The 18609-nt window shown below is 39.3% G+C and carries 15 protein-coding genes; 1 reads left to right on the forward strand and 14 read right to left on the reverse strand.

What is annotated here, in order from left to right:
* Positions 1–111: 111 nt before the first annotated feature.
* The 14 genes from G4D63_RS17240 to G4D63_RS17305 all read right to left on the reverse strand — a co-directional run bounded on the left by G4D63_RS17240 (position 112) and on the right by G4D63_RS17305 (position 17242).
* Positions 112–1626 (reverse strand): FGGY-family carbohydrate kinase, encoded by a 1515-nt coding sequence (locus tag G4D63_RS17240; RefSeq protein ID WP_163181021.1) that lies wholly within the window; start codon positions 1624–1626, stop codon positions 112–114.
* 15 nt (positions 1627–1641) lie between these two features.
* Positions 1642–3045: an amino acid permease gene (locus G4D63_RS17245; protein ID WP_163181023.1), complete on the reverse strand. Its 1404-nt coding sequence runs from the start codon at positions 3043–3045 to the stop codon at positions 1642–1644.
* Positions 3046–3060: 15 nt separating this feature from the next.
* Complete coding sequence (locus G4D63_RS17250; protein ID WP_163181025.1) at positions 3061–3840, reverse strand: DeoR/GlpR family DNA-binding transcription regulator; 780 nt, start codon at positions 3838–3840, stop codon at positions 3061–3063.
* A 15-nt stretch (positions 3841–3855) separates the two neighbouring features.
* Entirely contained in the window at positions 3856–4308 is a 453-nt protein-coding gene (locus G4D63_RS17255; protein ID WP_163181027.1) for an SRPBCC family protein, read from the reverse strand.
* A 15-nt stretch (positions 4309–4323) separates the two neighbouring features.
* Positions 4324–5163, reverse strand: a complete 840-nt coding sequence (locus tag G4D63_RS17260; protein WP_163181029.1) for an NAD(P)/FAD-dependent oxidoreductase — start codon at positions 5161–5163, stop codon at positions 4324–4326.
* A complete protein-coding gene (locus tag G4D63_RS17265) occupies positions 5153–6556 on the reverse strand; it encodes an NAD(P)/FAD-dependent oxidoreductase (RefSeq protein WP_163181031.1) in 1404 nt (467 codons plus the stop codon). Before G4D63_RS17265 ends, G4D63_RS17260 begins: the two co-directional genes overlap by 11 nt.
* Positions 6557–7762: 1206 nt before the next feature.
* On the reverse strand, positions 7763–9430 hold the full coding sequence (locus G4D63_RS17270; protein WP_163181033.1) for a glycerol-3-phosphate dehydrogenase/oxidase: 1668 nt from the start codon (positions 9428–9430) through the stop codon (positions 7763–7765).
* A gap of 229 nt (positions 9431–9659) precedes the next feature.
* Positions 9660–11150 carry a glycerol kinase GlpK gene (gene glpK, locus G4D63_RS17275; RefSeq protein WP_163181035.1) on the reverse strand — a complete coding sequence of 497 codons (1491 nt, stop codon included), beginning with the start codon at positions 11148–11150 and terminating at the stop codon, positions 9660–9662.
* A 117-nt stretch (positions 11151–11267) separates the two neighbouring features.
* Positions 11268–13280, reverse strand: a complete 2013-nt coding sequence (locus G4D63_RS17280; RefSeq protein WP_163181037.1) for an alpha/beta fold hydrolase — start codon at positions 13278–13280, stop codon at positions 11268–11270.
* A gap of 291 nt (positions 13281–13571) precedes the next feature.
* Positions 13572–14102 (reverse strand): glycerol-3-phosphate responsive antiterminator, encoded by a 531-nt coding sequence (locus G4D63_RS17285; protein ID WP_338024000.1) that lies wholly within the window; start codon positions 14100–14102, stop codon positions 13572–13574.
* 154 nt (positions 14103–14256) lie between these two features.
* Positions 14257–14442 (reverse strand): FliH/SctL family protein, encoded by a 186-nt coding sequence (locus tag G4D63_RS21755; RefSeq protein WP_204559174.1) that lies wholly within the window; start codon positions 14440–14442, stop codon positions 14257–14259.
* Entirely contained in the window at positions 14439–15545 is a 1107-nt protein-coding gene (locus G4D63_RS17295) for an alanine racemase (protein WP_163181039.1), read from the reverse strand. Before G4D63_RS17295 ends, G4D63_RS21755 begins: the two co-directional genes overlap by 4 nt.
* A gap of 164 nt (positions 15546–15709) precedes the next feature.
* Positions 15710–16810, reverse strand: coding sequence for a threonine synthase (locus G4D63_RS17300; protein ID WP_163181041.1), 1101 nt, complete (start codon positions 16808–16810; stop codon positions 15710–15712).
* Positions 16811–16867: 57 nt separating this feature from the next.
* Positions 16868–17242, reverse strand: a complete 375-nt coding sequence (locus tag G4D63_RS17305; RefSeq protein WP_163181043.1) for a RidA family protein — start codon at positions 17240–17242, stop codon at positions 16868–16870.
* Between the two features lie 274 nt (positions 17243–17516).
* On the opposite strand from G4D63_RS17305, the gene G4D63_RS17310 reads away from it, so the two are divergent.
* Positions 17517–18572 carry a YeiH family protein gene (locus G4D63_RS17310; protein ID WP_163181045.1) on the forward strand — a complete coding sequence of 352 codons (1056 nt, stop codon included), beginning with the start codon at positions 17517–17519 and terminating at the stop codon, positions 18570–18572.
* The last annotated feature ends 37 nt before the right edge of the window (positions 18573–18609 follow it).

Genomic DNA, 18609 nt, shown 5'->3' on the forward strand with positions numbered 1-18609 from the left:
GACGGGGGACCTGTCCCTGGGACAAGGGGACAGGCACCTTGTCCCAAAAAAAGTATACAGATGCTTAACTATTACTAAAAAGAGACAGTGTGACCAACACTGTCTCTACATCTATTGATAATATTCATTCAATAACTGAAGCGTCCTCTTCCACTCATTTCTATATTGTTTCCTCTTCACTTCTTCTAACCTTGGTTGATAGGTTGTGAGTTGACCTTCAGGTAACATCTCATCCATCTCCCACCACTCACAAGCTTCACCCAGTAGTAATGCAAGCCCCAACGAAGTTGTTTCTGACACATCAGGCACAACAACCGGGACACCTAACAAATCGGCTTGCATCTGCATTAGATACGGGTTAACGACCAGACCTCCATCAACTTTTAAGGTTGAGATGTTGATGTGAGTTGATTCCTGAATGGCTTCAACTACATCTACAACTCGATGAGCGATCCCTTGGAGAATAGCTTTGATCATTTCTTCCTTACCTGTTGAATGAGTAAATCCTAAAAAGAGTCCTCTCGCATCTGCATTCCAATGCGGTGCCCCAATCCCGCTTAAAGATGGTACAAAGATTAGATTATCATCAATCTCAACCTCTTTTTCCATCCAACTGTTAGAGAGCTTCTGAAGTTGCTCCATATTTTGAAAAAGTGATAGGGAATCCATTGCCCATTCAAGGACCGAACCTGCAGAAAAAATGGAACCATCTGATGCAAACGTTGTTTTTCCATTCTTGCTCCATACTACCGATTTTAATAAGGAATCATTGGCATCTGTCAAACAATCTTCCCCTATGTTCATATAAACAAAACAGCCAGTTCCATATGTACACTTGGCATCACCTTTTTCAAAGCATTGATGTCCATAAAGGGCAGCAGGTTGATCGACGATACTTACCCGAATAGGGGCATGAATTCCACAAAACACCTCAGGGTCTGTCCATCCAAATTCACTGACAGTTGGTTGAATGGTAGGAAGGTAGCTACGATCCACATCTACAAACTGCAGAAGCTCATCATCCCAATCCTGACTATGAATATTAAATAACAGTGTTCTAGCAGCCGTTGAGTGGTCCGTTACATACGAGCTAAAGTTCGTCATGTTGGCAATCAACCATGTATCTAATGTTCCAAATCGTAAGGCAGAAGGGGAAGCCTCAAGCAACTGCTTGACTTGAGGTGCTTCCTCCAATAACCATTCGATTTTTGTTGCGGAAAAATAAGAGTCAATGATTAATCCCGTTTTTTGTTTTATTCTTTCATTCCAGCCTTCTTGCTGTAGCCAATTAGTTGCTATGGTTTCGGACCTACGACATGACCAGACCACCGCGTTGTATAAGGGGATTCCTGTTTCAGCATTCCATGCCAGAATGGTTTCTCCTTGATTTCCTAATCCAATCCCAGCGATTTGGTTTGGTTGAATTCTGGTTTTCTCTAGTACACCCCGTACGCCCTCTTTTACCTTTTCCCATATCTCAACTGGGTCATGCTCAACCCAGCCTGGCTTCGGATAATATTGAGTATGCTTCACATAGTGGTGAGCCATCACGTCTTTATTTTTAGTAAATAGCATGACTTTCGTACCGGTTGTTCCTTGATCGATTGTTAATAGATAGTTTTCCATTTCACACCCACTCTACTACTCTTTTATTCCAATTTTTCCAGCTAACATGTTCTTTCTAAAGGAGATGAAGTAAAGAATAACCCCTACCAACATTAGGATTCCTGCTACAATGGCCACTTGGTGGAAGGCACTTGGTATGGTTAAGATTCCAATTTCAATGACAAGCCAGATGATGGTCAGATATGTTACTGGCTTTCTCCACTTACCAAGAGTAAATGAATCGGTTGGTGGTAAATCCTTTGATTTCCGAGCATACGCACAGACCGTAATTAAATAAAGGATTGCCGGTAACACGGCTGTTGCTCCAACAAGTAACGTTAAGGAGTCTGCAAATAAAACGGCGATAATTCCAAGGCCTAATACAAGAAGGATAGCATTCGTTGGCACAGATCCTCCCTCAGATACCTTTTTAAACACCTTCGCTCCGTAGAACACATTGTCTCTAGACATGGCAAAGATTAATCTTGATGCTGATGCCATGATAATAAGTCCACAAGCAAAGATTGAGATGATTACTAGAACTAAGAATAAATTTGCAGTTGTTTTTCCTAGATAATGTTGTAAGACATAAGGAATCGGGTTAGCGGAGTTTGTTGCTGCGGCTAGGTCAGGGATCGCTATTGAGATGACGATGAGAAAAATAAATCCAATAATACCACTTAGTAGAACTGATAAAATGATAGCTTTTGGCACATTTACTTTTGCATTAACCGTTTCTTCTGATAGATTGGCAGCTGCTTCAAATCCAACGATGGTATAAGAACCCATTAATGCAGCTAATATAAAGGCTCCAAGGTATGAACCTTCTCTTGCAAGACCGTCTCCGGTATTCACAAGCATACTCCAATCTGCGTTTCCAAAAATGACAACGGCTCCAATGATGATGATAATTCCAATCATTCCAATTACTTCTGTATAAACTGCTGCATCATTAATCCTAGTAGCTAGTTTTACTCCAAAAATATTAATGAGTGCCTGAATGATCAGTGTGACAATAACGATCGTCGCAAGTGTAGTCTTTGACGTACCAAAGCCAAACATTTCCCCAACAATCGGTGCGAGTCCGTAGTTGACGGTTGGAACAACTAGCATTAAGAAACAAAATGCAATCCAACCAGAAAACCAGCCGAGTCCACGGTTTGCAATTCTTGATACCCATTGATAGGAATAGCCACTGATTGGAATTCTTCCTGCAAGCTCTGCAAAAATAAGCGCAATCAGAAGATGTCCGATTGTTACGATTGGCCACGTCCAAATTCCAGCTGGTCCTGATGTTCCAAGAACAAAGCCGTAATTCGTAAAAATACCGGTTGTAATCGAGATAAATGAAAATGCAACGGCAAAAGAACTGAATAACTTTAGGGTACGTTTTAGCTCTTGCTTATAGTGAAACCCATTTAATTCATTTTGATTACTCATTCTTGTTCCTCCTTTTTATGAAAAGACTTTGTTGACCTCTCTTACAACGATCACATTCACCCCTTTCTCCTGAAGCTTAACGATCATATCCTTTGGTGCTTTCCCATCACAGATGACCGTATGAATCTCTTCTATAGGACATACCTGTACAAAGGCTTTCGTCCCAAACTTTGAATAGTCTGCTAGTGCAAACGTGGTGGTTGCCTTTTCCACCATCATTCTACGAATCTCTTTTTCTTCTAAGTGATAATCTGTGATTACTTGAGAATCAATTCCCCCGACACCAATAAAGGCTTTATCAATGTAAAACGGTTCGATTGTTTTCAGGGCCGTAGCGCCAGACAATGCCATCTCTCCGACTCTCATTTCACCCCCAGTCAAAATTACCTTTACTCCTGGACACTCGGCAAGAGCCATCGCAACTTTTACTCCATTTGTGATAACGGTTACATTTTTCTTTTCTTTCATAAACTTCGGTATTAACAACGTTGTGGTCCCAATATCGAAGTAGACAGCATCTCCATCCTCGATCAGGGATGCTGCTTTTTTCGCAAGTGATTCCTTCTCTTTTGTATTGATCAATTCCCTTTTTTGATAAGAAGGCTCAAGACTGGCCTTCACTTGGACAGCCCCACCATGAACCTTCTTCAAATGGCCACTTTCCTCTAGTTCATGTAAATCTCGTCTAATGGTTTCCCTCGTAACCCCAAGCTTTTTACATAGGTTGGCTATACGAACAGAATGATGTTCCTTTAACTCAGTAAGAATCAATTTCTGGCGTTCTTCTTGTAACATCTTTTTCACCTTCTACTAGTTTGAATGTTGGAAGAGTTTTTGGACATTTTCAGCAAATTCGTTTGCGGATTTTGTAATGGTGCCTCTCATTAAAATATCTCCAAGTGAGGCTAAGCGACCAGTGAGCTGAAGATCCATCTCGTAGTCTACCAATGTTTCTCCGTTTTCTGTCTCAGTCAAATTGACAATTAGTTTGTTTCGGAATAAGCCAACGAGGGCAACCGGCTTTCCTGTCATTTCTACTGTAATTTGTTCCTTTTCCTTTGCATCTTTTAATTCACCACTTGCCTGAAAGGTAATGGTCATAAATTGTATCTTAACTTCCATGACAGCATCATATTTTGTGGGGCTAATCATCATGATTTCCTTACAACCAGGTACACACTTTCCTAACTTCTCCGCATCCATAAAGACCGACCAAACCTCATCTTGACTTGCTTCTATTAAAAATTGGTTTTTTAAATACAAATTATTTCAACTCCTTTATAAAACACTTTTCATTACATATTGACCTTGCTCTATTGAATGTTCATGCTGATCATCTCCAGCCGTTGTACAGGACCCTGCAGCATAAACACCTTTTACATTCGTTCTTCCTTTTTCATCTACAATAATATGATGGTGAGGATCCCGCTCAATCCCCGTTCCTTTCAAGAAGAAGGTACAAGGAATTCTCCCTTTGGAATAAATCAACACATCAGCAGGTTCTTCTTTTGGAAGCAACATTGAATGGTTTTGATACTGTATAGAAGATAGCTTTGACACACCTGTTATTCTTGTTAGGTCATATTCACTAGAATCTAGTGTGAGATATGTGGCACCATGTCTTTCAAGTAAATGCCCCATACTCTCTGTTATACGGCCTGTTCCATAGAGCATGATTCTCTCACCTAGGCTATATCCTTTCTCTAGTAAACTGGCAGCTAAGAGTGGTGTCATCACCCCAGATGGCCTTGAGCCTGGAACCTTTTGAGCCTCTCTTGGCTTTTCAAGCGAACCCGTTGCAATAAGTATCCTCTTTACCTCAATTTGTTCATGTCCAGTTGGACTTTGAATGAATACTTGATGTTGCTTTCCTTGCTCATCTGGGAAAAAGCCAACAACCGTCGTTTGATATCTCACTTCATATGGTAGTTCTTGAACTTGCTGGTAGAATAACTGCTCTTTTTCAAACCGTTTCATTTCAAAGAAGGGTCTTGTAAATCCTCCTGCTTGCTTCTCATAATCGATGATCAGAACCTTTTCAAATCCTCTTTTATATGCTTGTTGTAAAGCAGATAATCCTGATAATCCAGCACCTATAATGAGTAGATCATAGCTCATGATTTATCCCTCCTTTGCAGGCCAAGTAGGATTGTTGTAAACCTTTTGTTATCGACGTTTGTTGCTCCGTGTCTTGAAGTAGATCGACAATTTTAGAGATACATAGATTTCCTTGGCATTCCCCCAGTGTGGCACCCGTTCTTCGCTTCACACCATCTAACGTTAAGACACTTAGCGGATTTTGAATTGCATTTGTAATTTCTCTTTTAGAAATCGACCGGCATAGACACACAATTTCTCCCGTATCTTGCGCATCATTGAATTGGTCAGGTAGTGACGTTGTATAGGATTCCTTATATTGAAGTGAAAGTCCCGCTTCAGATAAACGCTCTACAACAAATTGTGCAATTCCTGGGGAGGACGATACCCCTGTTGATCTAATCCCTGCTGCGTGAATCAATCTCTTATTCACTTCAGAAGAGCGAATCACAAAATCTCCTTCTGAACATACAGCACGAACACCAGCAAATTGTCTAATTGATTCACAGTTTGCAGCTCCAGGCACAAGCTTTTCGCATCCTTTTAAAACTAGGTCTAACCCTTCTGGTGTTGTTCCACGGTCCCATTTATCTTCTTGGTCCTCTGCTGTTGGCCCTAGTAAAAAACCACCAAATACAACGGGAGATACAAGTGTTCCTTTCGACTTTTGCGTTGGAACAGGAAGAATAATTTGAGAGATATCAATCTGTTCTTCTGTTAAGATAAACTGACCTTTCCTCGGTGTAATCGAAAAGCTGTCGTCTCCAATCATTCTAGCAATCTCATCTGACCACAACCCCGCAGCATTTATGACGAAGTTTGTTTCCAGTTCTTCACCAGTTTCTAATGTAATCCTGAAGCTATCATTTTGTTCCGTAATATCTGTCACGCCAGCGTTCAGTTTCACTTCCGCACCATTTAAAACAGCTACTTCTGCAAATGCTCTCGTCGCCCAAAATGGATCGGCAATCGCCTCACCTGGGATCAGTAATCCTCCAACCGTACTCGGTGAAACAGCTGGGTTATAGGCAAGGACCTCTTCTTTAGAAAGCCAACTCACCTTCACATCGTTTGCTTTTGCATTTGGAATGTATTTGGTAAAGATGATTTCTTTCTCCTCTTCTGTCGTTGCCACCATCACAGCCCCACATTCCACAAAGGGGATTTTTAAGTCCTCTACTAACTGTGGCCACAAATCTCTTGATTCTCTTAAACACAAGGCTTCAATACTATCTGGTCTTGCATCAAAACCAGTATGAATAATGCCACTATTCGCTTTACTACTACCTTCACAAACATCTGGTTGCTTCTCAATTAAACATACGTTTATATCATAAAAAGAAAGAAGACGTAAAATCGATGTACCGACAATTCCACCGCCAATTACCACAACATCTTTTGCATTCGTTGTCATTTTTCATCCACCTACTTTGCATTATGAGTCTTTACTTTGCATTTCTTTGATTTATTTGTATTCTGCCTAAAATGCTTTTATAACTAGGTGGTCTAAATAAAAGTTTTGAGTTCTCTTTATCTCTGAAAAGCTAAGGTCCTGTTCTCTCCTCTCTTAATACACGAAAACACCCATGAACGTTTTCGAGTCTCCGCTTCCTCAACCAACTTTTTTAAAAAATAAATTAAAAAGAGAGCTTTATGAAGAATGAATGAGATAAAAGCCTATAATACGACAAAAATAGTTAAATACTAAATATTTTGAATATTTACAAAATATAATTAAAAATAGTATGATTAGGACAAGCCAAACAGAAAGGGTGAAAAAAATGAAGTTACTTAAACTTACATTCGGTATACCTTGAAGGAAAAAGAAGAAGGGTTGTGATACGGAAAAGGCTGAACTAATGAAAGCCGAAATGTACAAATGGTACATGGGGATGCACTATCATTATTACCCTTAGGAGTGATGCCAATGTAAAAAATTAGGAAAAGGAGTATGGCTATACTGCTGCCAAGTAAATCTAAAAATTTCTACAGAGGGAGTTGCAAGCCAATGAAGTAATGTTAGCGAAATGTATCTCGATCTTGATACATGGGGATTCACTTCTAGATTCTATTAAGAAAAGGTGATTCCAATGGAAAACAGAAAGGCGAAGGCATAGCAAATGATGCTGGGAATTCAAACTTAAAGGAAAAAGATTAGAAGGTTAGTTTCCTAGAAAGGATTAAAAAGTGGATATTAGTATAGTATAGCGATCTTGAAGTTCCTACACATCGGAATGACAAGATCGCTATTTAATTTAGAACCAAGAGAACCATCCCTTTGTTTCTCATCATTTCATTCTGATTACTATCCTAAAATTATATTTTCAAAAACTCATTTCAAGTTAAATTTTTTTCATCATAAAAACTCCTCTTCGCATCTGATTCTTGCTACGTATTTAATTAAACGTTTGTTTAAATCCGACTCATTTTTTTCTATTTTAAAATAAATACATAAGATTATTATCTAACCTAGATTCTGTTTTCATGCAGGAAAAAGCCGAATTCCCTCAATGGAATAATGGGAGATTCGGCCTTAGTTTTTTATATAGGAAGATACGGGGAGTAGGAAATTAACTATACCCCTATTTTTAGAAGCTGGACTGGGACAAGGTACCTGTCCCTAAAACTCTTCCCTTTCAATTGGATGAGTCGCCTCATACACTAACTGCTCTAATTCTTCTTTATACTGTTTCTCTTGCTCTTTTGACCAGTTAAATTCTTTCTTCATATATGTGATCACAGAATTCATATGCTCTCGAACCCAATCAATTGCAAAGAATAGCGCTCCTGTTCGTCTAATGAAAAAGTCGACTGGTTTATATGCAGCCTCATAGTCAATCGCATACTTTACCATGGCGTATACGAGTGGGTCCAAGTTTTCCATTTCAGCCTTTTCTTTTTCATCTCTGAAGATGGTAAAGAGCGTTTCTACATTGGAACCGTAACGGTAGATAAGCTGCTTTGCTATATCTTCTGTTAGGCCGAGCTCCATTCCTACTTTCGTTTGATTACGTAGAAACGATTTAAACCCTTCGGAGCCACCCACATCTCCACCAGACATAGGTAAGTGCTTCGTTTGTGAGCGTGGGTACTGTTTTCCTTCTTCTTCTTGAAGCTGCTTGGTGACGATATCAATCACGCTTTCTGCCATTTTTCGATAACCCGTTAATTTCCCTCCAGCAATGGAAATGAACCCTGAATCTGAAACGAATATTTCATCCTTTCGAGATATTTCAGATGGCGATTTTCCATCTTCATGGATCAACGGTCTAAGTCCAGCCCAACTTGACTCTACATCTGCTGCTGTAATCTGGACTTTAGGAAACATGAAATTGATTGAATTTAGGACATAGTCACGATCGGTTACTGTCATTTTAGGATGAGCAATGTCGCCCTTATATACGGTATCTGTCGTCCCAACATAGGTTTTACCTTCTCTTGGAATTGCAAAGATCATCCGTTTATCAGATGTATCATAATAAACAGCCTGTTTTAATGGAAATCTTTTGCCGTCAAAGACTAAGTGGATTCCTTTTGTTAGTTGCAGCGTTTTCCCTTTTTTAGATTGATCGATCTCCCTTAATGTATCCACCCATGGTCCAGCCGCATTGACGATTTTTTTCGCTCTCATTTCTTGTGTGGACCCATCAGTGAGATCTTCTACCTTCACGCCCACTACCTTGCCATTTTCATAAACTAAATCATTAACCTTCATATAATTCAGCGCGTATGCACCTTTTTCAACAGCCTTTTTCATTACCTCAAGGGTCAAGCGAGCATCATCGGTTTTATATTCCACATAATAGCCTGCTCCCTTTAATCCGTCCCGTTTTAATAACGGCTCACGCTTTATTGCCACATCCGGCTTAAACATTTTTCTTCTTTCACTCTTGATAACACCAGCTAGAAAATCATATACCTGCAAACCGATATTAGTTGAAAACGGTCCAAACGTACCACCCTTGTAGAACGGAAGCATCATCCACTCTGGCGTTGTGACATGAGGTCCATTTTCATACACAATCGCACGTTCCTTACCAACCTCAGCTACAACGCCAATTTCAAATTGCTTTAAATAGCGTAATCCACCATGTACAAGCTTAGTTGATCGGCTAGACGTACCTGCAGCAAAGTCCTGCATTTCAATTACCGCTACCTTTAATCCTCTTGTGATGGCATCTAACGCAATCCCAGCACCGGTAATTCCACCACCTATAACAAGGAGGTCCAGTGCTTCCTTTTGAATGTTGTCCTTTATTTCTGATCTTTTTAGGTTTGTAAACTTCATGCTCATCGATCCCTTTCAAAAATCTATATTGTTTGATGAAAGAACTTAGGAAAAATTTTTAAGAGGACAAAAAAAGACCACAATACAGCTCTCTTTTCAGTTTGCCCGAAAAAAGAGTGATTATGGTCTCTCGAAGTCTCCATCCAATAATATTAACTTATCTTTACTATATCATAGTTTGACGTTAACTTAAAGGATTTTACCCCCATTGTAAGAAGGAATCTTCTTCTTACTTAAATGCTCGTGTTGCTGCAACTGCCTTTTTCCAACCAGTGTATAGGTCTTCACGTTTTTCCTCTTCTAGTTGTGTGGTAAAGGTTTGATTAATTTGCCATTGCTGTCTAATTTCTTCCTTCCCGGACCAGAACCCGACTGCCAAGCCAGCTAGGAAGGCTGCACCTAAGGCTGTTGTTTCATTGATCACCGGACGGTCGACAGGAACTCCTAAAACATCACTTTGGAACTGCATTAAGAAGTTATTCTTCACGGCACCACCATCTACACGGAGTGATTTCAACTCAATTCCCGAGTCCAGTGCCATAGCATCAAGCACATCACGAGTTTGGTAAGCTAACGATTCAAGTGCTGCACGAATGAAGTGCTCCTTGGTAGTCCCACGTGTTAGGCCAAACACAGCACCTCTGGCATCACTATCCCAGTAAGGTGTTCCTAATCCAACAAATGCCGGAACAAAATAAACACCCTCTGTAGAATCCACTTTTGTTGCAAAGACTTCACTTTCTGGTGCTTCTTCAATGATTCGTAATCCGTCACGTAACCATTGAATGGCCGATCCCGCTACAAATATACTTCCTTCTAACGCGTATTCGACTTTTCCATCTACGCCCCAAGCCAAAGTGGTTAAGAGACCGTGCTTGGACTTTACTCCTTCTTCCCCTGTATTCATGAGCATAAAGCAGCCCGTTCCATACGTGTTTTTCGCCATTCCTTTATCAAAGCAAGCCTGCCCAAATAGCGCAGCTTGTTGATCACCTGCAATACCGGCGATGGGAATACTGTGTCCAAAGAAATGATAATCCACCGTATGTGCATAAACTTCTGAGGATTGGCGCACTTCTGGTAGCATACTCTTTGGTACTGTTAAAATTTCCAATAACTCATCGTCCCATTTCAAATCATAAATATTAAACATTAATGTGCGAGAGGCATTCGAATAATCAGTTACATGTGTATACCCACCAGACAACTTATAAACTAACCAAGAATCAATAGTCCCGAATAGTAAGTCACCGTGATCTGCTTTTTCTCTTGCTCCATCAACATTGTCTAGAATCCATTTTACTTTTGTACCAGAGAAATACGGGTCAATCAGTAGTCCTGTTTTTTCATTAAATAACTCATTATAGCCTTTTTCTCTAAGTTCCCGACAAATCTGCTCTGATTGACGTGATTGCCAAACAATCGCTTTATATACAGGTTTTCCCGTATTTTTATCCCATACGACTGCTGTTTCACGCTGGTTCGTAATTCCTATCGCGGCAACATCTAAAGGGTCCGCATCAGCTTTTCGTAGTACATCCGCGATACAAGCAAGAATCGACGTCCAAATTTCATTGGCATCATGTTCAACCCAACCAGGGTTAGGAAAGAATTGTTCAAATTCTTTCTGTGCCGTTTCAACGATCTCTCCATTTTTATTGAATAAAATCGCCCTAGAGCTTGTTGTTCCTTGGTCAAGTGCTAATATATACTTTCCCATTCCAATCCTCCCCTGAAAATGATTAGAGTAACTCTTTCTTCACTCTACACCACCTTAGAAAAAAGAGCTAAGGACCTGAGTCCTTGCTCTTTTGTTCATTCCTTTTATTATATACAATTAAAAGATTGTATAAAGCGTTGTATTTGCTACTGTAATTAATGTCATTAACAATGTATTGAGGAACGCTGCCACATATACATTTCCTGTCTTTCTAAAGAAGTAACGGTTAAAGATTGCTGCAACTAATAGTGCAGGTACAATACCGATTACAATAATAGAAGAAAGTGCTTCAGCAGGATATCCAGCAGTATCTGTCATAAATAATAATCCATAGTGGTAGCCAAGGTAAAGCACTAGACCACCGATGAAGTGTGCAACTGATATGAAATAGCCTCTGAATCCATCATATTTCGTAGTAGCGGTATTGATGTTAACCGATAGCCCCACGATAAAGTAGTAGATGAAGAATAATGGTGCATATTTCAGCAATGCAATCACATGCTGATCTTCAAATGTCTTTACTGCAAAAGTCCATAGACGGAAGTCCACTTTGAATACCGCATCAACCAAGTAAAGTACTCCATACCCAATCACTAGAGCAATCACTGCTGTTACAAGTGAAGCAATCACTGACTTAGGACTTGCTTTTAGTCCATAATTCGCAAGTGTTGCACCCTCTGATTTTCTCCAAGCATAGTGTACCGTAACCATAATGATAAGAGTCAAAATCGCAACGTTAACAGCCCAGAACATAATTGGATTTACGGTTGGTGCACCAAAATATTCAGTAGTCGCCGTGATTTTAGCTTGATTTCTTAATACAATATACTGAATCACACTTATTACTAGCACGATGAAGGAACCCTTTTTAATATGGCTTCCTAAGCCTTTCACCAGTGAATAAATAAGGACAATTGCTGATAATGCAATAAAGATCATAATTCCTTGTCTGAAAATGGTCATTCCTGGAACATTTCCACTGTATAACGCAGGGAAGAAAATAGCCGGGAATAATCCGCTAAATACTGCAATGATTAATCCAACAAGTCTTCCACCATCTGTTTTTGACTCAGGTAGCGCTTCTGGCTTGTTCGTGTAGATACTGTTTAAGAACGGTAATTTCGATAACAGTGTAACTACCGGAATAAATAACATAAAGAATCCGATTAGAGCGACAAATGAGAACCACTCTTTATATACCCATGTTTGACCCTCTTCACCAATTGTTACTAGATCGCCATAATCTGCAAATGCCGTATCATAGAAATCGATCGCATACCCTGTGGACGTTGCTGAAAAGTGATTCCAAGGGTGTAATTCGTTTGGTTGATAAACGATTCTTTGTCCATCATTTACAGCATAAAACTTACCTGCTTCAGGAGTTTCTGGATTCCCTAAGAATCCTGCACCTTCTGGAGTTCCTACATAGTTTTTCTTAATAACAGTTGCTCCAGCAGCTTGTGACTCTGCATCAAAGAAAAATTCATCATAATTTCCAGCAATTTTACCTGAAGTTCTTGGACCATATGAATTGTTAATATCTTCAGCCGTTAGTTCTAAAAAGTATACCCAACGATAATCTGAACCGACTGTTAAATTAGCGAATATTTTTCTAACACCCGTTTCTGCGAAAGCTTTTTCATCAAGGATTACCGCATTAGTTGAAGAGAACCCTCCCATGGAGTGGCCAGTTACACCAATGATCCCATTTCCTTGCTCATCCTTTAGAACATAGTCTTGCTCATACATATACTGAACTGCGTCGTACATGGCAGTTGGCCAAAATGAGAAGAACGGAACTGGCTTTTCCATGGTTCCAGTTGAATGTCCATGGTCATACATATCAAGTGCTAATACCACATAGCCTCTTTTGGACATTTCAATCGCCTGAGCATCCTGCATTTCACCAGAGTTTAAGTAACCATGTGTGGCGATAATGGTCGGTCTTGCTTCCTCGTCCGCACCTTCAGGTTTGTACAATAGACCTGACAGCTCCCCACCTGGTGTATCAAAATAGATGCGTGATACATCTACATTTCCACTAGAGCTATTAAAATTTGAAGCTACTAAACTTCCAATTAAAACGAGCACTAATGAAACCACTAATAAAATCAACGGTTTTTTCTTCATAAAATCCTCCCCTTTAAGCATTTTTAAATTTTGTTAGGTAAAAAAGAATAATAGATTAAGGCCAATCACAAAACATGCTAAAACATTACCCCAACTATAATGATCTAGCCTCAGATCTATGTTAAGAGAACAAAAAGAAGACACATTTAATAAATCCTTGAATTCGATATCCAAAGAATATAAATGTGTCTCCGTAGTCTCTTCACATAATATTAACTTAATTTTAGTATATAATATCTTGAAAACGTTGTCAAACTTAAATTGTACGAATTTTCAATTAAAATTCACTCCTTACCAAAGAGCCCTGTCAGAGGTGGTGACCGCAAAAGCACCACTATTTAAAGCTTGCTGTATATCCTCTTCTGTACGGATTAGTCCTCCTGCAATAACAGGAATTTTTGTTTCCTCATGAATTTCTTTTATCACATTCGGAAGAATTCCTGGCAAAACCTCGATGTAATCCGGTTGGAATTTTTTACTCATTTTCAAATTCCGTTCTAGTGCATGACTATCCAATGCAAACAAACGTTGAATACTAATTACCTTATGCTTTTTTGCAAATTCAATCACGTTAGCCCTTGTGGATACTAACCCATCTACCTTCACATTGTGAATTAAATACTCAAGTCCATATTCATCCGGCTTTAACCCCTGAATAAGGTCCGCATGCATAAACACTTTTTTATTATGCTTTCTCGCATATCTAACGATGATCTCAACTTGCGAAAGACGTGTCTCTAAATAAATGATTTGCTCATGATCTGTTTTAAGTACCTTTTCAAAATCCTTCATACTACGTATAGCCGGAATCACTCGCTTCACACAATCACCCTTTTGGGACAGGGGGACAGGTCCCTTGTCCCACTTATTAGAAAGAAGGCGAACCTGTCCCTTCTGCTCTATTTCCTTAGCTTTTCTACTTCCTCTTTGGTTAAACCTGTTGCCTGGATAATAGCTTCCAAGCTGACGTTTAGTTTTAATAGCTTTCCCGCAATTTCATTCTTACTTCTTCTCTGCCTTCAAGTATGCCTTCTTGTCTACCCTCTTGTCTACCCTCTCTTCTACCTTCTTGTCTATCTTCTTTTCTAAGCCTTTCCAATGCTTCATTTAACAGGTATTGACATGGGATTGTATCTTCAACATTATTGCACTTTACATTCATTGCAACTTCCCTCTACAAAGAATTGGAATGTCCTCCACCACTTCATCTCCAGATATTAGATAACCGTTATCATACAGATTGCAAACGGGGCAAATATGATTTGGGATAATCTCTACTTTTTGACCAATTTCCACTGTATTTCGGAATGTTTCATTATAAATAATCGCATGTTCATCATAGACTTGATTAACATAAACGTGATCGAAATCTTTAATATAGCCTAGACCTGTAGTTGCACATATTCCCCCACTACGCGTTTGCATCGTTAGCCCTTTTGCACCCACATCGGTGATTACACGTTCCTTGGTTGGCTTACTGATGACAGTTGTTAGAACACTAGCGGCACAGTTGGAGTATGTACCTATAGCATTTCCTTGAGCTACGTCCATGAGGATATAAGTTCCCACACGAAGTTCAGTAATTCCCTCCATCACTCCAAAATCATGCATAAGAGGTGGAGTAGATCCAATGCTAACCGTTTCTAGTTTGCACCCTTGTTCTTCCGCTAGACGTGCAAAATGAAGCGTACGAATTTGAGCATCATTATAGAGGATACGACATTCATCGAGATCTTTTGCTTTGTATGTATGACCATCATGGGAGAAGATACCCAATAAGTTCACATGAGAGCAATTCTTTATATAATCTACTAAAAGAACAAAATCACTTTCTTCAATAATACCTGAGCGATTTTCCCCCACTTCAATTTCGATCAGAACTTGGGCCTGTTTCTGACTATCACTAAATACTTTTTCTATCATTTTGCATTGTTCGATACTATCAACGCCAAAGGAAATATCGATAGATTCGGCAAGTTTTTTTATGGTAGATAATTTACCTTCCCCTACTATTTGATTAGCTATAAATATATCGTTTAATCCGTTCTCAGCCATCACTTCTGCTTCACCAACTTTTGCGACGGTAATGCCCTTTGCACCTACCTGTTCCTGTAATTTAGCCAGTGCAGGCATTTTATGTGTTTTTGTGTGTGGACGAAGATTAACGTTGTACTTATCAGCATATAACTGCATCCGACGAATATTGTCCATCATGATTTCTCGATCTATTAATAGGCACGGGGTCTCTAATTCCTTTATTTTCATCTTATCTCTCCCTATAATGAAAAAGATTTTAAAGCTAGCATCCTATTATATTCTTATCTATGTTAAAAAAAGGTATATATACTTTAATTGAATTAATTTTCATGATTAATTATCTATCCATAAAAAAGTGGTAGCTCCTAAAGAACAACCACTTGAATACGATCCTATGATTTAATCCCCGCTCCACAAAGAGGAATAACAATTGTTTCCTCTGGTGCTTTCTTATATTTCAAGTAGCCAGCATAATTAACAGCTGATGTGATTTCAACATAGAACCCTAAATATGCAAGCTTGGCACGGGCACTATGAATCTCATCTTCTTCAATGCTAATAAACGTACCATTGGTTTTGCGAACGGCTTCAAGAATTTGCTTTCCACGTGCAGGTGCTGCAATCGCAATACCTTCTGCTAGTGTCCCTTGGTTTACAACAGGTGCTGGGGTAATTTCTCCGCTTTCAAAAGCAGTGACAAGAGGTGCACAGTTTGCTGCTTGAATGGCAATTAGTTTTGGCATTTTATCTATTAATCTGTTTTCCAATAACTCCTTGAAACCATAGTAAGCGCCCAGTAACAGTGTTCCATTCCCCACCGGGATGATTAATGAATCTGGCACTCCTTTTAGTTGTTCAAAAATTTCATACGCGTACGTTTTCGTCCCCTCATAAAAGTAAGGATTATACACATGACTGGCGTAAAATACGGTTTCCTCCTGAATGGCTTTTTGGGCAGCCGCTGCAATGTCTTCACGTGTTCCCTCAATTTCCTTAATAGTTGCACCGTGTGCTTTCACTTGAGCAATCTTTTTCGGAGATGTATTAGCACTTAAATATATGTCGCATGATATGTTACAACGTGCAGCATAGGCAGCAATTGACGTACCAGCGTTACCACTACTATCCGCAATCACTTTTGATACCCCTAATTCCTTCGCTTTTGTCATTAAGACAGCGGCACCTCGGTCTTTGAAAGATAGCGTTGGCATCACATAATCTACTTTTACATATGTAGTAGGATCTAGAGGATCAAGAACGATTATAGGAGATTGACCTTCCCCCATCGTGACAGATTCCCAAGTCTTAGAATCTTTTAAAAACGGCATCGTTTCAACATATCGCCACAACGAATTCGGAAAATGGTTCCATGCTGCCACATCAATCTTGGGTATATCTTTTACTAGATCTAACATTCCCCCGCAATCACACCGCCACCTAGTTGCCGTAACAGAATACTTTTCCCCACAACTATTGCATCTATATTGTTCCATTTGCCAACCCCTCATCTATTCTTTATAAAAAATATAGGGTTTTCTACAGAAATAGAACTAGATATAAGCAATCGCTTCGATTTCAATTTTAAAGCCAAAATGTAATTCATTTGTTGGTACGACCGTGCGAGCTGGTTTATGATCACCAAAGAACTCTCTATACACTGCATCTACCTGATTCCATAGCTTCACATCCGGAATATATAAGGTCATTCGAAGAATTTGGTCCTTCTTACTTCCCGCTTCTTCTAAAATCATCTCCACATTTTTAAGAGCTTGTAGAGTTTCCTCTTCAATCGTGCCAAACTTCTTTTCACGGGTTACAGGGTCAATTGAAAACTGCCCTGATACATAAACAGTATCTTGATGAATGGTTGCTAGCGCATAATGTCCATTTGATTTTAAATTTCCTACTTCAAAAATACTTTTCATATCATTCTCCTACTTTCTATAAGATTCATGAAAAAGGGGGTTCTCTATTTTCATGTTATACCTTGCTTCAGTGTTGCAGAACACTATTTGACACCTAGTTGTGTTTAAATTTCGCGATTTAAAACTAAGCTTATAGCCACTTAACAGTTAGTAGAAATCACCTATTATAATTCTTAATAAAGCCTATAGCAAAGTACTATAATTCTAGTGCTGTGTTCTGTGTTACTCTATATGTATAAGAGGTGGTTCGTACATCTAGAGAAAGGGGATCAGGATGGAAACGCAAAAAATCAAAACAGAAATAGTAAAAGATAAAGCTGTGAACCTGAAAGGAATAAAAGGCAAAGAATACGTAAGAGGCATCCTTTTGACATTGGTGTTAGCACTAGTAGCCAATCAAATTGTGCAATTGCCTTTCTTTTCAATCATGGGAATCATGATCATCTCGATTATGCTAGGAATGATTTGGTCAGGAATCATGGGAACTCAGCCGCAAGCTAATCATGGTATTACATTCAGCAGTAAATACCTCCTTCGAGCTGGAATTATCTTGATGGGATTACGTTTGAATCTTAGTCAAATCTTTGAATCAGGTCTCACCATTCTTTTAATAGATGCGATTGTGATTGGATTTACCTTAGCCGTCATGATTGGATTAGGAAAACTGTTAAAAGTAGATCTACATCTGAATACATTAATTGCGGTCGGGACAGCTATTTGTGGAGCAGCTGCCATTGTTGCAGTAGCATCTGTTATTAAAAGTAAAAAAGAGTTTACCGCGTTAGCCGTCGCATGTATTGCTATATTAGGAACGATTGGTGCCTTAGGGTATATTTTCCTCTACCCTTATTTACATCTTGATTCTTATAGTTATGGAGTCTTGGTAGGCTCTACTTTACATGAACTGGCTCACGTAATTGCAGCAGCAGTGCCTGGCGGTGAAGTCAGCAGTGAAACAGCCATCATCGTAAAATTAGGGCGAGTCGCGTTATTAATCCCAGTAGCCATTATGATTGGATTTATTTTTTCAAAAATCGGGAAAGGCAACGTTAAGGAAAAGTCCTCTATTAAAAACTTACCGGTTCCTTGGTTTATCTTCGGCTTTTTAGCCATGAGCTGTCTCAATACTTTTATTCTGCTACCTGAAGGATTAGTAAATGGCCTTTTACTACTCAGTGTCTTTCTCTTATCCATGGCGATGGCAGGATTAGGGTTGAGCATCAAATTTAGTGATTTCAAAAAGGTTGGATTTAAACCAGTATTAGTAGGAGTGATCGGGTTTATTGCTTTAGCCGCACTTGGTCCTGTTTTACTTTTACTCATTAATTAATAGATCGATGACAAGTTCCAAGATCAAGCAAGGCCGC

Source organism: Bacillus mesophilus (assembly GCF_011008845.1).
Classification (GTDB): Bacteria; Bacillota; Bacilli; order Bacillales; family SA4; genus Bacillus_BS; species Bacillus_BS mesophilus.

Coding starts and splice junctions, on each gene's coding strand:
- G4D63_RS17300 (WP_163181041.1), bottom strand. CDS start 16,810: ATGGAACAATATAGATGCAATAGTTGTGGGGAAAAGTATTCTGTTACG.
- G4D63_RS21755 (WP_204559174.1), bottom strand. CDS start 14,442: ATGAATGTAAAGTGCAATAATGTTGAAGATACAATCCCATGTCAATAC.
- G4D63_RS17240 (WP_163181021.1), bottom strand. CDS start 1,626: ATGGAAAACTATCTATTAACAATCGATCAAGGAACAACCGGTACGAAA.
- G4D63_RS17265 (WP_163181031.1), bottom strand. CDS start 6,556: ATGACAACGAATGCAAAAGATGTTGTGGTAATTGGCGGTGGAATTGTC.
- G4D63_RS17245 (WP_163181023.1), bottom strand. CDS start 3,045: ATGAGTAATCAAAATGAATTAAATGGGTTTCACTATAAGCAAGAGCTA.
- G4D63_RS17305 (WP_163181043.1), bottom strand. CDS start 17,242: ATGAAAAGTATTTTTGAAGTAGGAAATTTAAAATCAAATGGACATTAT.
- glpK (WP_163181035.1), bottom strand. CDS start 11,150: ATGGGAAAGTATATATTAGCACTTGACCAAGGAACAACAAGCTCTAGG.
- G4D63_RS17310 (WP_163181045.1), top strand. CDS start 17,517: ATGGAAACGCAAAAAATCAAAACAGAAATAGTAAAAGATAAAGCTGTG.
- G4D63_RS17295 (WP_163181039.1), bottom strand. CDS start 15,545: ATGAAAATAAAGGAATTAGAGACCCCGTGCCTATTAATAGATCGAGAA.
- G4D63_RS17280 (WP_163181037.1), bottom strand. CDS start 13,280: ATGAAGAAAAAACCGTTGATTTTATTAGTGGTTTCATTAGTGCTCGTT.
- G4D63_RS17250 (WP_163181025.1), bottom strand. CDS start 3,840: ATGTTACAAGAAGAACGCCAGAAATTGATTCTTACTGAGTTAAAGGAA.
- G4D63_RS17270 (WP_163181033.1), bottom strand. CDS start 9,430: ATGAAGTTTACAAACCTAAAAAGATCAGAAATAAAGGACAACATTCAA.
- G4D63_RS17260 (WP_163181029.1), bottom strand. CDS start 5,163: ATGAGCTATGATCTACTCATTATAGGTGCTGGATTATCAGGATTATCT.